The sequence below is a fragment of the Streptomyces sp. NPDC030893 genome (assembly GCF_055571535.1).
In genome coordinates this window covers 67,194-84,408 of record NZ_JBVIFC010000016.1, presented here as the reverse complement: position 1 = coordinate 84,408, position 17,215 = coordinate 67,194, and the positions used below count along the sequence as shown (strand labels likewise).

At 72.6% G+C, this 17,215-nt stretch carries 17 protein-coding genes; 7 read left to right on the top strand and 10 right to left on the bottom strand.

From position 1 onward, the window contains the following. Positions 1 to 83: 83 nt before the first annotated feature. The gene (locus ACZ434_RS26385; protein WP_468460007.1) at positions 84 to 1,175 is read right to left on the bottom strand and encodes a C40 family peptidase; all 1,092 of its coding nucleotides are present in this window, start codon (positions 1,173 to 1,175) and stop codon (positions 84 to 86) included. Positions 1,176 to 2,380: 1,205 nt separating this feature from the next. Continuing rightward, positions 2,381 to 3,202 (bottom strand): class I SAM-dependent methyltransferase, encoded by an 822-nt coding sequence (locus tag ACZ434_RS26380; protein WP_468460005.1) that lies wholly within the window; start codon positions 3,200 to 3,202, stop codon positions 2,381 to 2,383. A gap of 223 nt (positions 3,203 to 3,425) precedes the next feature. On the opposite strand from ACZ434_RS26380, the gene mshA reads away from it, so the two are divergent. Continuing rightward, positions 3,426 to 4,763 carry a D-inositol-3-phosphate glycosyltransferase gene (gene mshA, locus ACZ434_RS26375; RefSeq protein WP_468460003.1) on the top strand — a complete coding sequence of 446 codons (1,338 nt, stop codon included), beginning with the start codon at positions 3,426 to 3,428 and terminating at the stop codon, positions 4,761 to 4,763. Continuing rightward, a complete protein-coding gene (locus ACZ434_RS26370) occupies positions 4,756 to 5,274 on the top strand; it encodes a type III secretion system chaperone family protein (RefSeq protein WP_468460001.1) in 519 nt (172 codons plus the stop codon). The genes mshA and ACZ434_RS26370 overlap by 8 nt, the downstream gene beginning before the upstream one ends. A 103-nt stretch (positions 5,275 to 5,377) precedes the next feature. Here ACZ434_RS26370 and ACZ434_RS26365 read toward each other — a convergent pair whose 3' ends face one another. The 4 genes from ACZ434_RS26365 to ACZ434_RS26350 are packed head-to-tail and all read right to left on the bottom strand — an operon-like array spanning position 5,378 to position 8,008. Beyond that, complete coding sequence (locus ACZ434_RS26365) at positions 5,378 to 6,220, bottom strand: methyltransferase domain-containing protein (RefSeq protein ID WP_468459999.1); 843 nt, start codon at positions 6,218 to 6,220, stop codon at positions 5,378 to 5,380. 32 nt (positions 6,221 to 6,252) lie between these two features. Further along, positions 6,253 to 6,609: a hypothetical protein gene (locus ACZ434_RS26360; RefSeq protein WP_468459997.1), complete on the bottom strand. Its 357-nt coding sequence runs from the start codon at positions 6,607 to 6,609 to the stop codon at positions 6,253 to 6,255. Positions 6,610 to 6,613: 4 nt separating this feature from the next. After that, complete coding sequence (locus ACZ434_RS26355) at positions 6,614 to 6,901, bottom strand: hypothetical protein (RefSeq protein WP_468459995.1); 288 nt, start codon at positions 6,899 to 6,901, stop codon at positions 6,614 to 6,616. A gap of 54 nt (positions 6,902 to 6,955) precedes the next feature. Next, positions 6,956 to 8,008, bottom strand: coding sequence for a porin PorA family protein (locus ACZ434_RS26350; RefSeq protein ID WP_468459993.1), 1,053 nt, complete (start codon positions 8,006 to 8,008; stop codon positions 6,956 to 6,958). Positions 8,009 to 8,305: 297 nt separating this feature from the next. Here ACZ434_RS26350 and ACZ434_RS26345 point away from each other — a divergent pair, with 297 nt between their 5' ends. Continuing rightward, the gene (locus tag ACZ434_RS26345; RefSeq protein WP_468459991.1) at positions 8,306 to 9,082 is read left to right on the top strand and encodes a formylglycine-generating enzyme family protein; all 777 of its coding nucleotides are present in this window, start codon (positions 8,306 to 8,308) and stop codon (positions 9,080 to 9,082) included. A 103-nt stretch (positions 9,083 to 9,185) separates the two neighbouring features. On the opposite strand, the gene ACZ434_RS26340 is transcribed toward ACZ434_RS26345, so the two are convergent. Beyond that, on the bottom strand, positions 9,186 to 9,947 hold the full coding sequence (locus ACZ434_RS26340) for a phosphoglyceromutase (RefSeq protein ID WP_468459989.1): 762 nt from the start codon (positions 9,945 to 9,947) through the stop codon (positions 9,186 to 9,188). A gap of 152 nt (positions 9,948 to 10,099) precedes the next feature. Between ACZ434_RS26340 and ACZ434_RS26335 the strand changes: the two genes are divergently transcribed. Then, entirely contained in the window at positions 10,100 to 11,368 is a 1,269-nt protein-coding gene (locus tag ACZ434_RS26335) for an MDR family MFS transporter (protein ID WP_468459987.1), read from the top strand. Positions 11,369 to 11,470: 102 nt separating this feature from the next. Here ACZ434_RS26335 and ACZ434_RS26330 read toward each other — a convergent pair whose 3' ends face one another. Beyond that, on the bottom strand, positions 11,471 to 11,626 hold the full coding sequence (locus ACZ434_RS26330; protein ID WP_468459985.1) for a hypothetical protein: 156 nt from the start codon (positions 11,624 to 11,626) through the stop codon (positions 11,471 to 11,473). Between the two features lie 166 nt (positions 11,627 to 11,792). Further along, a complete protein-coding gene (gene phoU, locus ACZ434_RS26325) occupies positions 11,793 to 12,494 on the bottom strand; it encodes a phosphate signaling complex protein PhoU (RefSeq protein WP_468459983.1) in 702 nt (233 codons plus the stop codon). 199 nt (positions 12,495 to 12,693) lie between these two features. Between phoU and phoR the strand changes: the two genes are divergently transcribed. Both phoR and phoP read left to right on the top strand, forming a co-directional pair. After that, on the top strand, positions 12,694 to 13,989 hold the full coding sequence (phoR, locus tag ACZ434_RS26320; protein WP_468459981.1) for a two-component system sensor histidine kinase PhoR: 1,296 nt from the start codon (positions 12,694 to 12,696) through the stop codon (positions 13,987 to 13,989). Next, positions 13,986 to 14,666: a two-component system response regulator PhoP gene (gene phoP, locus ACZ434_RS26315; RefSeq protein WP_030829297.1), complete on the top strand. Its 681-nt coding sequence runs from the start codon at positions 13,986 to 13,988 to the stop codon at positions 14,664 to 14,666. The genes phoR and phoP overlap by 4 nt, the downstream gene beginning before the upstream one ends. A 400-nt stretch (positions 14,667 to 15,066) precedes the next feature. Here the strand turns inward: phoP and ACZ434_RS26310 are convergent, their stop codons facing one another. Continuing rightward, positions 15,067 to 15,744, bottom strand: coding sequence for a copper chaperone PCu(A)C domain-containing protein (locus ACZ434_RS26310; RefSeq protein WP_468459979.1), 678 nt, complete (start codon positions 15,742 to 15,744; stop codon positions 15,067 to 15,069). A gap of 675 nt (positions 15,745 to 16,419) precedes the next feature. Here ACZ434_RS26310 and ACZ434_RS26305 point away from each other — a divergent pair. Next, positions 16,420 to 16,902 (top strand): CarD family transcriptional regulator, encoded by a 483-nt coding sequence (locus tag ACZ434_RS26305; RefSeq protein ID WP_003953493.1) that lies wholly within the window; start codon positions 16,420 to 16,422, stop codon positions 16,900 to 16,902. Positions 16,903 to 17,215 lie beyond the last annotated feature (313 nt).

Genomic DNA, 17,215 nt, shown 5'->3' with positions numbered 1-17,215 from the left:
GCCCCGGGTGTCGGGGTGTTGAGCGGAAGAGCGGTGGCGCGGGGTGGTGCGGAACGGCACGGGGCGGCGCGCGGTCGCGTGGCTCACTCCGCCGTCGCGTCCGGCCGTACGACCCCGAGGATCGGCATCGAACCGGCTCCCGCGAGCGTCACCGACCGTCCGGGGCGCGGGGCGTGCACCATGACGCCGTCGCCGACGTACATCCCCACATGGCTGGCGTCGCCGAAGTAGATGATGAGGTCACCGGGCCGCATGTCCTTCACGGCGACGCGCTCCAACTGCTGCCACTGCGCCTGCGAGGTGCGCGGCATGGCCAGTCCGGCCGATATCCAGGCCTGCGAGGTCAGTCCGGAGCAGTCGTACGTGTTGGGGCCCTCGGCGCCCCACTGGTACGGCTTGCCGATCTGCGCGGTGGCGTACGCCACGGCCTTCTTGCCCTGCGGCGTCGCCTTGCCGTCGATCTCGTCGAGGATGCCGGAGCCCAGCCAGCTGGCCTGGGCCCGGTCGGCGGCCTGCCGCTCCAGCCGGGCCAGGCGCTCCCTCTCCTCCTGCTCCAGCTCGGACTCGACCTTCTCGGCCGCCTCGATCTGCTTCTCGATCTTCTTCTGGGCCTCGGCCTTGGCCTTGCGGCCGGCCTCCAGCTTCTTCCACTGGGCGTCCGCGTCCTTCGCGTACTGCTCCAGGTCCTGCTGGGTGCGGGTCATCTCCCCGAGCAGCCCCTTGGCCGCGTGCTCGCCCCGCCGGACCCGGTCCGCGCCGTCGAGGAACGCCTGCGGACTGTCGCTCAGCATGAGGCGGGCCTCGGGCGGCAGCCCGCCACCGCGGTACTGGGCGGCGGCCGCGGCGCCCGCGCGGTCCTTCAGGTCGTCGAGCCTCTCCCGGCCCTCGGCGATCTTCTCCGCCAGCCGGACGATCTCGGCGGACTGCTTCCGCGCCTTCTCCTCGGCCGTGTTGTACTCCTCGGTGGCCACCGCCGCCGCGCGGTAGAGCTTCTCGAGCTTCTTGCGTACGTCTTCGAGGTCCTTGTCGGTGACGACCACGGTGACGCTCGCGGTCGCGCCCGGGGGCGGTGGGGGAGCGGGTGCCGCGAACGCCGTACCCGGCGCGGCCAGCACGGTGACCGCGCAGACCACGGTCACGGCCGCCGTGAGCAACCCGCGCTTGCCTGCCCCCATGACGCCACCCCCGCCTGATTAACCGTCAGTAACATTTGGTCGCCAGGGGGATGCTGCCATGCCGGCGCGCGAAACGACAGAGGGAGTACTTCCCGCCCCTCCCCACCCGCCATTCCCCGGCACGACGATCGCCCCGCCCATGTGACGAACGACTCACGGAGATCGTTCCCCGCCGGGGCGGTCATCCGCCGGGAGCGCCGCTCGTGGCGAGCGGCAACCGCCGGGGGTGCGCTTGCCGGGGTGGCGCCTGCCGGGGGTGCGCCCGTGCGCCCGCCGGGGTGGCGCCCGCCGGGGGTGCACCGCAGGGGGTGTGCTTGCCGGGTGGGTCGCCTTCCGGGGGCGGGTGGGCCGCGTGCGGTGGGTGCGCTGCCGGGGTGGCGCCCGCCGGGAGGGTGGTCCGTGGTGAGTGGCGCCCGTCGGGGGTGCGCTTGCCGGGTGGGGTGCTCGTCAGGTGGCGCCTGCTGGGCGGGGCCTCGTCTGCTGGGTGGGGCAGCCGCCGGGTGGGTCGCCCTTCGGGGTGGGGTGCTCGCCGGGTGGCGCCTGCTGAGCGGGGCGTCGGCTGCTGGGTGGGGCAATCGTCGGGTGGGTCGCCTTCCGGGGGCGGGTGGGCCGCCTGCGGTGGGTGGTGCTGCCGGGGTGGCGCCCGCCGGGAGGGACGTCTGGGGTGCGCGGCAACCGCCGGGGGTGCACTGCGGGTGGGGTGCTCGCCGGGTGGCGCGTGCCGGGCGGGGCGTCGCCTGCTGGGTGGGGCAGCCGCCGGGTGGGTCGCCCTTCGGGGTGGGGTGGGTCGCCTGCGGTGGGGCGCTCGCCGGGCGGGGCCTCGTCTGCTGGGTGGGGCAGCCTCCGGGTGGGTCGCCCTTCGGGGTGGGGTGGGTCGCCTGCGGTGGGGCGCTCGCCGGGCGGGGCCTCGTCTGCTGGGAAGGGCAGCCGCCGGGTGGGTCGCCCTCCGGGGCGGGTGGGCCGCCTGCGGTGGGTGCGCTGCCGGGGTGGCGCCCGCCGGGAGGGTGGTCCGTGGTGAGTGGCGCCCGTCGGGGGTGCGCCTGCCGGGTGGGCTATCGGCGGGGTGGCGCCTGCCGGCAGGGGTGCTGGGAGGTGGCACGCGGTGGGCGGGGCCGGGCGGAGCGGCGACCGTCGGGAGCGGTGCCCGTCGGGGTGTTGCCCGCTCAGCCGTGCGGTGTCAGCGGTGTCCGCCGGGGCGGGCCCCCTCAGTCGCGCGGTGCCAGTGCCTCCCAGCGCACCGTGATCTCTCCCTGCCGCCACCGTGCCGGGCCGTCCGTCACCGGCCAGTCGGGCGTGAGGGACCGTACCGTCCGGATCCAGCGCTGGCGTGCGCCGTACGAGGCGTAGGGCGCGGCGGCCGCCCACGCGCGGTCGAAGTCGCGCAGGAAGGCGTGCACCGGTTCGCCGGGGACGTTGCGGTGGATGAGCGCCTTGGGGAGCCGTTCCGCCAGGTCCGAGGGGCGCTCCAGCGAGCCCAGCCGGGTCGCGAAGGTCACGGTGCGCGGGCCCTCCGGCCCGAGCGCGACCCACACGTGCCGGCGCCCGATCTCGTCGCACGTGCCCTCGACCAGCAGCCCCCCGCGCGTGCCCGCCGCCGGGTCGGCCGGCGCGAGCCGCGCGCACAGCCTCCCCCACACGGCGGCCACCTCGGCCTCGTCGTACTGGCGCAGCACGTTCGCCGCGCGGACCAGCACGGGCCGCCCCGGTACCGGGATCTCGAATCCGCCGCGGAGGAAGGACAGCCCCTCGCGCTCGTACGGCCGGGCCGCCGCGACCCGCGCGGGTTCGATCTCGACGCCCGTCACGCGCACGCGCGGCGCCACGGTGCGCAGCCGGTCCAGCAGCTCGACCGCCGTCCAGGGCGCCGCGCCGTACCCGAGGTCGACGGCGAGGGGATCTCCCGCGCGGCGCAGTTCCGCGCCGTGCGTGGCCGCGATCCAGCGGTCCATGCGGCGCAGCCGGTTGGGGTTGGTGGTCCCGCGCGTCACCGTGCCCACGACGGGGCGGGAGGCGGCGCGGACAGTCATACCGACGAGGGTAAGGGGGTACCCGCGCGGGGTGCCGGGACGGGTGCGCGGCCGCCACACACCCCGCGCCTCGAACGGTTGAGCGACAGTCGGTAATGATTCGGCAAAGACCGGAACCGGGCAGCCCCGCCGGAAATGGGAACCGAACCTTCCGGCGTTGAGGCTCACCGGAGGGCCCGCACGACCCTCCGACAGCCATGTCCGCAGGCGAGGAGGAACGCACGTGAGCCAGTACATCGCGAGGCTCGGGCGGCGCTCCCCCACCGCCCCGGCGCGGCTGCGCCTGCACCGCAGGCCCCGTCGCGTGGCGATGCTGTCCGTGCACACCTCCCCGCTCCACCAGCCGGGCACCGGCGACGCCGGCGGCATGAACGTCTACATCGTGGAGCTCGCGCAGCGCCTCGCAGCGATCAACATCGAGGTCGAGATCTTCACCCGCGCGACCGCCGCCGCCCTCCCGCCCACCGTCGAGCTGGCCCCCGGCGTCCTCGTCCGGCACGTCGACGCGGGCCCCTACGAGGGCCTCGCCAAGGAGGAGCTGCCCGCTCAGCTGTGCGCGTTCACCCACGGCGTGATGCAGGCCTGGGCCGGACACCGCCCCGGCCACTACGACCTGGTCCACTCCCACTACTGGCTCTCCGGCCACGTCGGCTGGCTCGCCGCGCAGCGCTGGGGCGTCCCGCTGGTGCACGCCATGCACACCATGGCCAAGGTCAAGAACGCCAACCTGGCCGACGGCGACACCCCCGAGCCCGCCGCCCGCGTCATCGGCGAGACCCAGATCGTCACGGCCGCCGACCGGCTGATCGCCAACACCGCCGAGGAGGCCGGCGAACTCGTGACGCACTACGCCGCCGACCCCGGCAAGGTCGCCGTCGTCCACCCCGGCGTGAACCTGGGCCGCTTCCGCCCCGCCGACGGCCGCGCCGCCGCGCGGGCCCGCCTCGGCCTGCCCGGCGACGCCCTGATCCCCCTCTTCGCCGGACGCATACAGCCCCTCAAAGCCCCCGACGTGCTCCTGCGCGCGGTGGCCGCCCTCCTCGACGAACGCCCCGAGCTGCGCTCACGCCTCTGCGTCCCCGTCGTCGGCGGCCCCAGCGGCAGCGGCCTCGCCAAGCCGGAGGGCCTGCAGAAGCTCGCCGCGCGGCTCGGCATCGCCGACGTCGTCCGCTTCCACCCGCCCGTCGGACAGGAACAGCTCGCGGACTGGTTCCGCGCGGCGTCCGTGCTCGTCATGCCCTCCTACAGCGAGTCCTTCGGGCTGGTCGCCATAGAGGCGCAGGCCGCCGGCACCCCGGTGCTCGCCGCCGCGGTCGGCGGCCTCCCCGTCGCCGTACGGGACGGCCGCACCGGCTTCCTCGTCCAGGGCCACGACCCCGGCGCCTACGCGCGCGTGCTGCGCGAGTTCGCCGACCACCCGCACCTCGCCGACCGCATGGGCGAGGCCGCCGCCCGGCACGCCCAGTCCTTCGGCTGGGACACCGCGGCCGCCGCCACCGCCGACGTCTACACGGCCGCGACCCAGGCCCACCGCCGTGCCGTACGCTCGCACCATGGCTGACAGGGTGACGGAGGCGACGCGGGTCATCGAGGGCGTCCTGAAGGACGCCGAGCTGGAGTGGGAGAACCCCGACCCCGGTTCGTACGTCGTGAAGCTCCCCGGCACCCGCAAGCTCTCCACCACCGTCTCCCTCATCGCCGGACGGCACACGCTCTCCCTCAACGCCTTCGTCATCCGCCACCCCGACGAGAACGAGAGCGGCGTCCACCGCTGGCTCCTGGAGCGCAACCTCAAGCTCTTCGGCGTGAGTTACGCCGTCGACCCGCTCGGCGACATCTACGTCACCGGCCGCCTGCCCCTCGCCGCCGTCACCGCCGAGGAACTCGACCGGCTCCTCGGCCAGGTCCTCGAAGCCGCCGACGGCAGCTTCAACACCCTCCTGGAGCTCGGCTTCGCCTCCGCGATCCGCAAGGAGTACGACTGGCGCGTCTCACGCGGTGAATCCACCCGCAACCTGGACGCCTTCACCCACCTGCTGCAGCGCCCGTCGCCCGGTAACGCCCCGGAGTGACCGGCCTGGCCGTCCACGGTCCGAGGAACGCGGTGGGCAAGGCCTGAAGGGCGCCACGATGCACGCGTGGCCCGATGGCCGTCCGGGGCACCCGGGCGGCGCGTCAACGCGAACAGACCACGCTGATCAGCGTGAACGAGGCGTAGAAGGCCCCGGCCCCCCTGCTCCCCCCGGGCCCCCCGGGCCCCCCGGGCCCCCCGTCCGGCCCGGTCCCCCCGTTCCCCCGGGACAGACCGGCGAACCAGTCACGGCCGCGGTCCCGGTCGATGTGCCCGTCGTCGATGGCCCGTTGCAGATTGCGGCCGAGACCGAGGGTGTGGTCCGCGTCCTCGAAGTCGCGGAACACGGGGGTCGTGGCGTACACGGTCTCGACGCGGAAGCCCGCCTGCTCGGCAAGGCGTGCGAGACCCCGCCCGACGGTCGCGTTGCGGACCACTTCCGCCGAGGTGTACCGGGTGAAGGCGCGGCTGGTCTCCAGGTCCCCGGCGTCGACGATCAGCGTGTCCCAGTCGGGTTCCGCCAGCCCGATACGGGCCCCGGGCCGGGTGACGCGGTGGAGCTGGGCGAGCGCCGCCGCGGGATCGTCGACGTGCATGAGCACGCGGTCGACCTTCGCCCGGTCGATCGTCCCCGGCGCGACGGGCAGCGCGTGGACGTCCCCTTCACGGAGCTCCACCTGACGCAGACCGTCCGTGCGCACCCGGGCCCGGTCCAGCATGGCCGGGTCCCGGTCCACACCGATGACGGTGCCCCCGTCCCCGACGCGTTCCGCCAGCGCCGGCAGGTCGGTACCGGGACCGCACCCCGCGTCCAGGACGGTGTGCCCGGCTCGGATGTCCAGCAGGTCGAGCATCCGTCCCTTGTACGCCCGGCCGGCGTCACCCGCGGCGGCGCGCAGCATGTAGGAGGCCTGGTCGGGCGTGGACACACCGAGAGTCGTCGACATGTACGTCAGTGAAACACCGTTTCCCCGGCGGTTCAGCGTTTCCGGCCACCGCGGCGCACGCGGACGCGGCAGACCAGGGCGAAGACGACCAGGGCCGCCGTCGCGCCGAGTCCGGTGGCCAGCGCGTCGCCGACGTACCGTCCCCGGTCCGGACGCAGGACGTCGACGGCCCCGAACAGGACCACGACCCCCGCGCAGGCCGCGGCGACCGCGGCGGGCACGTCCCGGTGGCGCGCCCAGAACCACCGCACGAGTCCCACCCCCAGCAACGGCGCGACCGCGAGCCCCGGCTCGTCCAGCGCGGCGAACACGGCGTACCCCAGGCAGCTGACCAGCCAGCAGACCAGCACGACGAGCAGGACCTCACCCCAGGAGACGCGCCGCCCCACCCGCTCAGGCTCTTTCCCCCGCGCCCGGCCGCGAGAGCCGCCGCTGCCGGAGCCGCTCCACGTAGGCGAAGCCACCGAAGCAGAACGCCATCACCAGCCCGCCGAGCGCGGCCCACAGCCCGTCGGCCGCCTCCCCGGGCCCGATCACCGCGAAGAAGACCCCGAAGGGAACGCCGGCCCAGAGCCCCGCCCGCACCGGATGCCGGGCCGCCCACCGCTGCAACCGGCTCGGCGGCTCCTGCCCACCCAGGGCCCGGTCCACCGCCCGCATCGACACCCACCGTCTGTTCACGCCGAGAGAATAGAACAACCGCTCCACCCACGGCCGTTGAGCCGGTGGCCCCCCTCAGCCCGCGTGTGTCCGGGGCTCCGCGGACGGGGCCTGCCCGGACCGCCCGCCGTCGCCGGCCGGGCCGCCGCCGCGGCGGGCGCTGCGGACCGCGAGGAGACCGAGCAGCAGGGCCAGGACGAGCAGACCGACCGGGCCGCCGGTGCTCAGCAGCCACAGCAGGCGCGCGGTGGTGGCGGCCTCGTCGGCCTGCTTCTCCACGGACGCCTTCGCGCCCTGGACCTCGACGTCGGTCACGGGGAACAGCGTCACCGGCCCGCCCTCGCCCGCGGTCCGGGCGACCACCGTCTGGTGCAGGTCGCCGTTGAGGGACAGACCGGTGTCCGCGTCGATCCAGGCGGTCCGCTCGGTGGTGGAGGTGTAGGTGAGCGGCACGGTCTCCGGCAGGGCGGCCAGTGCCTCCGGGGGCGGCTGCTGGTCCGCGGGCAGCGCGGCGACAAGGCCCGCCACGGCCTGCCGGGGCAGCGCGGGAGGCAGGGACTCGACGGTGGCGGGGTCGGCGAGCGGGCCGGAGGCCTCGACGGCGTAGACGTAGGTCTCCCGGCCCTCCACGGTCTCCGTCCGCTCGTACGTCGCCGGGACCGCCTTCTGGGTGCCGGTGTCCCAGAACCGGTAGTCCCGCCGCTCGGGCTCCAGCGGCCAGGAGACGACCAGGCCCTCGTGCTTCGCCGCACCGGACCCCTTCGGAGCCGGCCGCTCCGTCAGGTCGCGGCGGTCCACCGCCCAGACGCTCTCGGTGGTGTTCAGCTTCGTGCCGTCGCGCCCGGCCAGCGCGGCACTGTCGGAGATGACGGCGGTCCCGCCGTCGGTGTCCCGCACCTCGACGGTCCGGTCCAGATGCACCGGCAGGCCCGCCATGAACGCCTGCCCGAAGTCGCCCTTCTCCAGGGCCGCCGGGTTCAGCAGCGTCGCGGTGCCCTCGAACCGGAACGTGGTCTTGGTGTCGTCCGGTATCTGGTGCATGGCCGGATAGACCGTGAACCGGGTGACGGCCGAGGCGGCCACGAGGACCACGGCCGATCCGGTCAGAACCCAGCTGCCTCTGCGCATGGTCTCTCCTCGGTGCGGTGTCCGTGCCTGAGGACTCGCCTCTACTTAGCGAGCGCTAGGTCAACGTAGAAGGGCCGGAGAAGGGCGTCAACACTGGCGACGCGAGTGGAGTGACGACCTATCAAGCAGAGAAGCAGAGGTAGAGGAAGTCTGAGGAGCGCCGCCCGGACAACATCTCGGACTGCCGCGCAGCTCACGAAAAGGATGACTAGCGATCGCTAGGACGGCCGGAGAACGGATACCCGACGCAGCCCGACCCCACCGATGGAGGCCGCACGACTGCTAGCGTCCGGCGCCATGTGGGCTCAGGAGACGGTGGCCGGCCGACCGGCTTGGCGGCACACCCCCTCCGGAGTGGTCTTCCGGGCTGTCCCCGGCGGGACGTTCCGGATGGGTCTGTCCGACGAGGAACTGGACGCCGTTCGCGCCATCGAGCGAGCCGGCGACTACGACGACGACCTCGAATCGTTCTTCACATGGGCCGTCCAGGCCCGGCCGGTACGAGAAGTGCGGGTCGAGCCGTTCCTGATCGCCCGGCATCCGCTCACGGTGGCGCAAGTACGGTACTGGCTGCCCGAGTACGAGGACGGCTTCGCCGAAACGGACACGAGCACGGCCCGGCTCGAGGACGACGTGGACGACCTGCTCGGAACACTTCCCTTCCGGCTGCCCAGCGAGGCGGAGTGGGAGTACGCGGCCCGGGCGGGCACGACCACCCTGACCTTCCGCGGGAACGGCAGACCGGACGAGGACCACGTGCTCGGCGACTTCTCCGACGAGAAGCGCACCGCCGCGGCCGAGAACGCCTTCGGGCCGGCCGCGATGGGGTCGGCGAGCGAAATCTGCGCCGACGTGTGGATCCCGCACTTCACGGACGCGCCCACCGACGCACGCCCCCGCACCGGCGACGGACCGCGAGTGGTGCGCGGAGGCGGCGGCGACCTCTCTCCGTGGCAGGGCTGCGACGAATGGCTGCTACTGCTCTCCGCCACCCGCGACGAGTACCAGGACCTCTTCACCGCCGTCCGTCCGGCCGCACCCGTGCCGACCAGCCAGGAGCATGCCGGGCGCTGAGACGACGGGCAGACAGAACGCGCAGCCCGGGACCTCCGTCTCAGCGCACACGACAGGTCCCCTACCGGCGGAAAACCGCAGGAGGGGACCTGTGGCTGCGGGGCTACTTCTTCTTGCCCTGGTTCTTGACCGCCTCGATGGCCGCTGCCGCGGCCTCCGGGTCGAGGTACGTGCCGCCCGGGGTGAGGGGCTTGAAGTCGGAGTCGAGTTCGTAGGAGAGGGGGATGCCCGTGGGGATGTTCAGGCCTGCGATGTCGGCGTCCGAGATGCCGTCGAGGTGCTTGACCAGGGCGCGCAGGCTGTTGCCGTGGGCGGCGACGAGGACCGTGCGGTTGGCCAGGAGGTCGGGGACGATCGAGTCGAACCAGTACGGGAGCATCCGGACGACGACGTCCTTGAGGCACTCCGTCTGCGGGCGCAGCTCCGGCGGGAGGGTCGCGTAGCGCGGGTCGGAGAACTGGGAGTACTCGGCGTCGTTGGAGAGCGCCGGCGGCGGGGTGTCGTAGGAGCGGCGCCAGAGCATGAACTGCTCCTCGCCGAACTCCGCGAGGGTCTGCGCCTTGTCCTTGCCCTGGAGGGCGCCGTAGTGACGCTCGTTCAGGCGCCAGCTGCGGTTCACCGGGATCCACAGGCGGTCGGCGGACTCCAGGGCGAGCTGCGCGGTGCGGATCGCGCGCTTCTGGAGGGAGGTGTGGAGCACGTCGGGCAGCAGGCCGGCGTCCTTGAGCAGCTCGCCGCCGCGCGTCGCCTCCTTCTCGCCCTTTGCGGTGAGGTTGACGTCCACCCAGCCGGTGAACAGGTTCTTCTCGTTCCACTCGCTCTCGCCGTGGCGGAGGAGGATCAGCTTGTACGGTGCGTCGGCCATGCGCCCGAGCGTAATCGACGCCGTGCGGGCGTCGCGCGCCCCGCCCGATGGGCGGACGGTTGACGGGATCTGTTAATCGGGTGGCCTCCCGGATCGCCGGGTTTGTAAGTTGTGCTCGCCGTATCAGCCGCTTACATCCACGGGGGTCTTCCATGTCGGTCGCCGGAGTCAGAGGTGCCCTGCGCGAGTCCGTCTCGGGGCTTCCTCCCGCGTTCTGGTGGCTGTGGACCAGCACCCTCGTCAACCGGCTCGGCGCGTTCGTCGCCACCTTCATGGCGCTCTACCTGACGCTGGACCGCGGGTACTCCGCCTCCTACGCCGGACTCGTCGTCGCGCTGCACGGGCTCGGCGGGGTGATCTCGTCGCTGGGCGCGGGAGTGATGACCGACCGGCTCGGGCGGCGGCCCACGCTGCTCGTCTCCCAGACCGCCACCGGGCTGTCCGTCGCGCTGCTCGGCTTCATGAAGGACCCCGCCGCCATCGCGGCCGTCGCCTTCCTCGTCGGCATGGCCTCCAACGCCTCCCGGCCCGCGGTGCAGGCGATGATGGCGGACATCGTGCGGCCCGAGGACCGTATCCGCGCCTTCTCCCTCAACTACTGGGCCATCAACCTCGGCTTCGCGATCTCCTCCGCGGGCGCCGGGTTCATCGCCGAGGTCAGTTATCTCGCCGGGTTCCTGATCGAGGCGGTCATGACGCTCGTCTGTGCCGTCCTCGTCTTCGTCAAGCTGCCCGAGTCCCGGCCGGAGAAGGACGCCTCGGGGCCCGCCTCCGCGGAGGGCGAGTCCGTCTCGCTGGGGACCGTGCTGCGGGACGGGCGGTACATGGGTGTCGTCGGGCTGTCGTTCCTCGTCGCCCTCGTCTTCCAGCAGGGCTATCTGGGGCTGCCGGTCGCGATGGGGGAGGCCGGGTTCTCGCCCGCGGACTTCGGTATGGCCATCGCCGTCAACGGTGTGCTGATCGTCGTCCTTCAGCTTCCCGTCACCCGGTTCATCGAGAAGCGGGACCCGCGGCAGCTGCTCATCGCCTCGTCCCTGCTGGCCGGGTACGGGTTCGGGCTCACCGCCTTCGCCGGGTCGGTCGCCGTCTTCGCCCTCACCGTGTGCGTGTGGACCCTCGCCGAGATCGTCAACGCGCCGACCCAGACCGGGCTCGTCGTCATGCTCTCCCCGGCGCACGGGCGCGGCCGCTACCAGGGCATGTACACCATGTCCTGGGCGGTCGCCGCCCTCGTCGCCCCGCTGATGTCCGGGTTCGTCATCGACCGCTGGGGTGCCGAGTGGCTGTGGGGGCTGTGCGCCGTCGTCGGGACGGTGGCGGCTCTGGGGTACGGGCTGCTGATGCGCCGGCTGCCGGGAGCGGGCGAGCAGCCGGTCGCGCACCGGGTGGAGACGGCGGCGCCCGAGGTGAAGGCGTCCTGAGGCAGGAAGGCAGGAGGCAGGGCGGAGAAGGCCCCGGCGGCCGGAAGAGCGACGGCGCCGGGGCCTTCGGTGACGTCTCACCTCAGGTGACGTCTCGCGTCATCAGCCGCACTGGCACGGGTTGCCCGACTGGCAGCCGCAGCCGCAGCCCGAGCCGCAGCCGCAGGCGGCGATCAGGGTGAGGTTTCTGATCTCGGCCGGCCGCTCGGTCTCGCGCTCCTGCGCGGGGTCGGGCGTCGTGCCGGGGGTTTCGGCCATGGGTCCCTCCTCGGGGCTGGGGCCTGCGCACACCTGTGCCCATTGCATGCCCGCCCCGCCGGGCGCATCAACGGCGCATTGGGGCTCGTACGGGCCCCGGCCGGCCCGTGCGCGCCCGCTGAACGCGCCCGGACCGGCCCGCGTACGGCCGTCGAGCCGCCGGCGGTCAGGCGCCTTCCGTGCCCGGCACCGTCTGGATCTCCGTCTGGAGGTCCGCCTGGATCTCGTCCGCGTGCTCGCCCGTCACCAGGTAGACCACCCGCTTGGCGACCGAGACCGCGTGGTCGGCGAAACGCTCGTAGTAGCGGCCCAGCAGCGTGACGTCGACCGCCGTCTCGATGCCGTGCTTCCAGCGGTCGTCCATCAGGTGCTGGAAGAGGGTGCGGTGGAGCAGGTCCATCGCGTCGTCGTCCTGCTCCAGCTGGAGCGCCAGGTCCACGTCCTTGGTGATGATCACCTCGGCTGCCTTCGCCATCAGGCGCTGCGCGAGCTGGCCCATCTCCAGGATCGTCGCGTGCAGATCGCGCGGAACCCCGCGCTCCGGGTAGCGCAGCCGCGCGAGCTTCGCCACATGCTGGGCGAGGTCGCCGGAGCGCTCCAGGTCGGCCGACATCCGCAGGGAGGTCACGACTATGCGCAGGTCGGTCGCCACCGGCTGCTGGCGTGCCAGCAGGGCGATGGCCCGCGCCTCCAGGTCGTGCTGGAGGTCGTCGACCTTCTGGTCCGCCTCGATCACGCTCTCCGCCAGCTTCAGATCGGCGTCGAGGATGGCGGTCGTGGCGCGCCCGATCGCCGAGCCGACCAGCCGGGCCATCTCCACCAGACCGTCGCCGATCGAATCCAGTTCCTCGTGGTACGCGTCCCGCATCAGGGTTCCTCTCGTACGTCCGTCCGGGCTTCAGGGACCCGGGCTCCTGCCCACGGTGCCACGTTCCGCCCCTTACGCGTCCGGTTCCGTCACCCGGAATGAACCACCCCTGGCGCCAAGGTGAACTCTGGGCGACGAGTGTTCGAGCTCGCCCTCCGACGGCTGTGGGCACCGGCCGCCCCATGCCTAACCTGGACTCATGGACGTGAACGCGGCGGTCGCCGCAGTGGCTGCGATCGCCGGAGTGCTCACCGGCGTCATCGCCATGCTCGCGGTCCGCTTCAGCGAACGCGAACAGCGGCGCCCCACGCGCACCTCCCTGCACACCGACCCGGTGCTCCCGCCGGGCGTGGACACCGTACTGTCCGTGCTGCGCTCCTCCGCCGTCGTCCTCGACGAGGCCGACGCGGTGGTCAAGGCCAGTTCCGCCGCGTACGCCCTCGGCCTGGTCCGCGGCGGCAAGCTCGCCGTGGAGCCCATGCTGAAGATGGCCCGCGACACCCGCCGCGACGGCGAGATACGCCAGGTCGAGCTGGACCTGCCCCGCCGGGGGACCGGACGCGGCGAGGCCCTCGCGGTGTCCGCGCGGGTGGCGCCGCTCGGCTCCCGGCTCGTCCTGCTGCTCGTCGAGGACCTCACCGAGGCCCGCCGCATCGAGGCCGTACGACGCGACTTCGTCGCCAACGTCAGCCACGAGCTCAAGACCCCCGTCGGGGCGCTCTCGCTGCTCTCCGAGGCCGTGATGGACGCCTCCGACGATCCCGAGGCCGTACAGCGCTTCGCCGGCCGCATGCAGATCGAGGCGACCCGGCTGACCAACCTCGTGCAGGAGCTCATCGACCTCTCCCGGGTGCAGAACGACGACCCGCTGGAGGACGCCGAACCCATCCGCGTCGACGAACTGGTCGCCGAGGCCATCGACCGCTGCCGGCACGCGGCGGGCACCAAGGAGATCACGATGGCCGCGGCCGGCGCCGACGACCTGCGCATCTGGGGCAACCGGGGCCAGCTCGCCGCCGCGCTCGGCAACCTCGTCGAGAACGCCGTCAACTACTCACCCGCCCGCACCCGCGTGGGCATCGCGGCCCGTACGGTCGCCCAGCCCGGCGGGGACCTGATCGAGATAGCCGTGACCGACCAGGGCATCGGCATCTCCGACAAGGACAAGGAGCGCGTCTTCGAGCGCTTCTACCGTGTCGACCCCGCACGCTCCCGTGCCACCGGCGGTACGGGACTGGGCCTCGCGATCGTGAAGCACGTGGCCGCCTCGCACGGCGGGGAAGTCACCGTGTGGAGCGCCGAGGGCCAGGGCTCCACGTTCACCCTGCGGCTGCCGGAGGGCCGTGCGGCCCGCGACCGCGACCACGAGATGTCCCACCGGGACGACGACCACGAAGGCCTCGACGCCGAGGCCCGGCGGGCGTCACCCTCATCCCCCCACTCTTCCGATTCATCCGCGTACGAAACGCTTCCCTCCCCGGAGGTCCTTCCGTGACCCGTGTGCTCGTCGTCGAGGACGAGGAGTCCTTCTCCGACGCCCTGTCGTACATGCTCCGCAAGGAGGGCTTCGAGGTCGCCGTCGCGACCACCGGGCCCGACGGACTCGACGAGTTCGAGCGCAACGGCGCCGACCTCGTCCTCCTCGACCTGATGCTGCCCGGTCTGCCGGGCACCGAGGTCTGCCGCCAGCTGCGCGGCCGCTCCAACGTTCCCGTCATCATGGTGACCGCCAAGGACAGCGAGATCGACAAGGTTGTCGGGCTGGAAATAGGCGCCGACGACTATGTCACCAAGCCGTTCTCCTCCCGGGAGCTGGTCGCGCGCATCCGCGCGGTGCTGCGCCGGCGGGGGGAGCCGGAGGAGGTGGCGCCGGCGGCCCTGGAGGCCGGGCCGGTGCGGATGGACGTCGACCGGCATGTGGTCACCGTGGGTGGCACGAAGGTGGATCTGCCGCTGAAGGAGTTCGACCTGCTGGAGATGCTGCTGCGCAACGCGGGGCGGGTGCTGACGCGGATGCAGCTGATCGACCGGGTGTGGGGGGCGGACTACGTCGGTGACACGAAGACGCTCGATGTGCATGTGAAGCGGTTGCGGGCGAAGATCGAGCCGGATCCTGGGGCGCCGCGGTATCTCGTGACGGTGCGGGGGTTGGGGTACAAGTTCGAGCCGTAGGCCGTGGCCGCGGTCTGGGCCTTGGGCCGCGGGCCGTGGTGTGCGTCGGCTGCCCGTAGTCGTGGGTGCGGGCGGGGGGTGTTGCGCAGCCCGGCGTTTGCGGGGTGCCGTCGCGCCCACCCGTGCCGCCCTGCGGCACGATTGCCCGCGGCTGGCGCGGCTGGCGCGGCTGGCGCGGCAGGCGCGGCAGGCGCGGAGGCGCGGGGGGCCGGAGGCCGCGGCGGCGCGGCAGGCGGGGTGCGCGAGGGCGCGGAGGCGCGGCAGGCGGGGTGCGCGAGGCACGCGGGGTACGCGGCGGGCGCGGCGGCGCGAGGCACGCGGAGGCGCGGCGGGCGCGGCGGTGTGGAAATGTGGAGGGCGGGTCCCCGGTGGGGGCCCGCCCTTTGGTGTGGGGGGTTGGTCAGTGGTCGGAGGACTGGCTGGCCGAGGCCGCGTCCGTCGGGGTGTCGGTGTCGGAGGTCCGGCCGTCGTCCGTGCTGTCGTCGGCCGGCTGGTCGGAGGACTCCGCCGACGGCTCGTCCGAGGGCTTCTCCGACGACTCCTCCGAGGCGCCCGGCGCGGCCGGGATGTCGCTCGGGCCCCACTTCTCGAAGAAGCTCTCGGCCGGGTAGACGATGGCGCGCAGGCTCACCTCGCCGGTCTCGCTGAACGTGAAGGTGACCCGCTGCGCGTTGCCGTCCTGGACGGCCTCACGGCTGCTGGGCAGGACGGCCGAGGCGTTGCCCTCGCCGCCGAGGATCAGCGAACCGCCGGCCGGGATGGTGAGGCTGCCGCCCTCGGCGGGGGACAGCTCGGCGGTCTTTCCGGTGCCGGGCAGGGTGACCGACTCCAGCGTCTGGTCGGTGCGGCCCTCGTTGAAGAGGGCTGCGGCGATGACGGCGGGACCGGTCGACTCCAGGTCGGGCTGGGTGACGATCATGGCGTTCTGGACCTTGATGGGTCCGACGGTCGTCGATGCGTTGTCCGGCTGGATCTGGAGCGTCTGGGCGTTGTTGCCGGCCGCGCACGCGGAGAGCGAGGCGATCGAGAACGCGATGGCGGCGGCGGCGAGTGCGCCGCGTCGAAGGCTGCTGCTCACGGCGGCGGCAACTCCTTGACTCGAGCGTTTGGCGACTCGGGTAAAGCCGCCCTAAGTGTCTGTCAGCGGCCTCAGGTTACCGAGCCGTCCCCGCGGTGCCGCACCCGACCCTCCCCGAGCGGCGCGGGTTAGCCCGGGAAGCCGTGTGCGCGGCCGGCGCCGTCACCCGATCACCGGTCGCCGCGGCCCGGCCGGTCCCGTCACATCGGGGTCGCGTCGGGTCGCGTCCCATCAGCCCCATGAGCCACAAGTGACTCATTGGTAAACCTCGCCACTACACCTTCATTCGGCCCGTCCCGGATTTCCCGTGAAGGAATGAGCGGACGGCCGCGGAATTGATCACCGGGGCGTCGATCCTCACACCGTGTGATCAATTCCGGATTCGGCCGGAACCCGGCCGGGCTCACCGAACGGAGTAGCGGAACTCGAAGACGCGGAACCGGACATACAGGGACGTTCAACCGCCTGCGCGGGGCTCCGGAAGCGTGTGACATGCGCGATTCGCTCACGCCGAACAGCCGCTCCGACCTGCGAATACCTGCTTCCGTTAGGCGCCCGCAGCACGTTCCTGTTGCAGTTGTCAAGCCCCGAGAATGGCCCTGACCTGCGAAAACGCCATTCAGAAGACGCCGTATCCGTGTTACCCTGGATAGCCACGGAAGGGGTACCTGTCACATGACGTTCAAGGTTGGCGACACCGTGGTCTATCCCCATCACGGGGCCGCGCTGATCGAGGCTATCGAAACTCGCCAGATCAAAGGCGTGGACAAGACCTACTTGGTGCTGAAGGTCGCCCAGGGTGACCTGACGGTACGTGTGCCAGCGGACAATGCGGAGTTCGTCGGCGTACGTGATGTGGTCGGTCAGGACGGGCTGGACCGGGTCTTCGAGGTGCTGCGCGCACCGTATGCGGAGGAGCCCACGAACTGGTCCCGCCGCTACAAGGCAAATCTCGAGAAGCTCGCCTCGGGCGATGTCATCAAGGTCGCGGAAGTCGTGCGTGACCTGTGGCGTCGCGAGCGCGAGCGCGGACTCTCCGCCGGTGAGAAGCGCATGCTCGCCAAGGCGCGTCAGATCCTGGTCAGCGAACTCGCCCTCGCTGAGAACACCAACGAGGACAAGGCCGAGGCCCTGCTCGACGAGGTTCTCGCCTCCTGAGGCCGGCCTCCTGAGGCACGGCTTCGCGCGCTCGGCGGAGCGCAGCAGCCGACCCTCAGCACACCGGAATGCCGCGGTGCCCGATGACGTCATGAATGTCGCCGGGCGCTGCGGCATCTTCGTACCCCGACACCGTACGTACGCTGCTCCTGCGTCGTGGTGAGGGACGGGGCATCACCCACGTCCCACCCCTGGCGTGCCGGGCCCGGGCGGTCGACTCGACCAGAGTCACGGAAGGGGCTGGTCAAGGCGTCACGCCCGGCACTCCCCCCGCTCCGGGAGCAGGGGGTACGCCCAGGCCATACCCACGTAG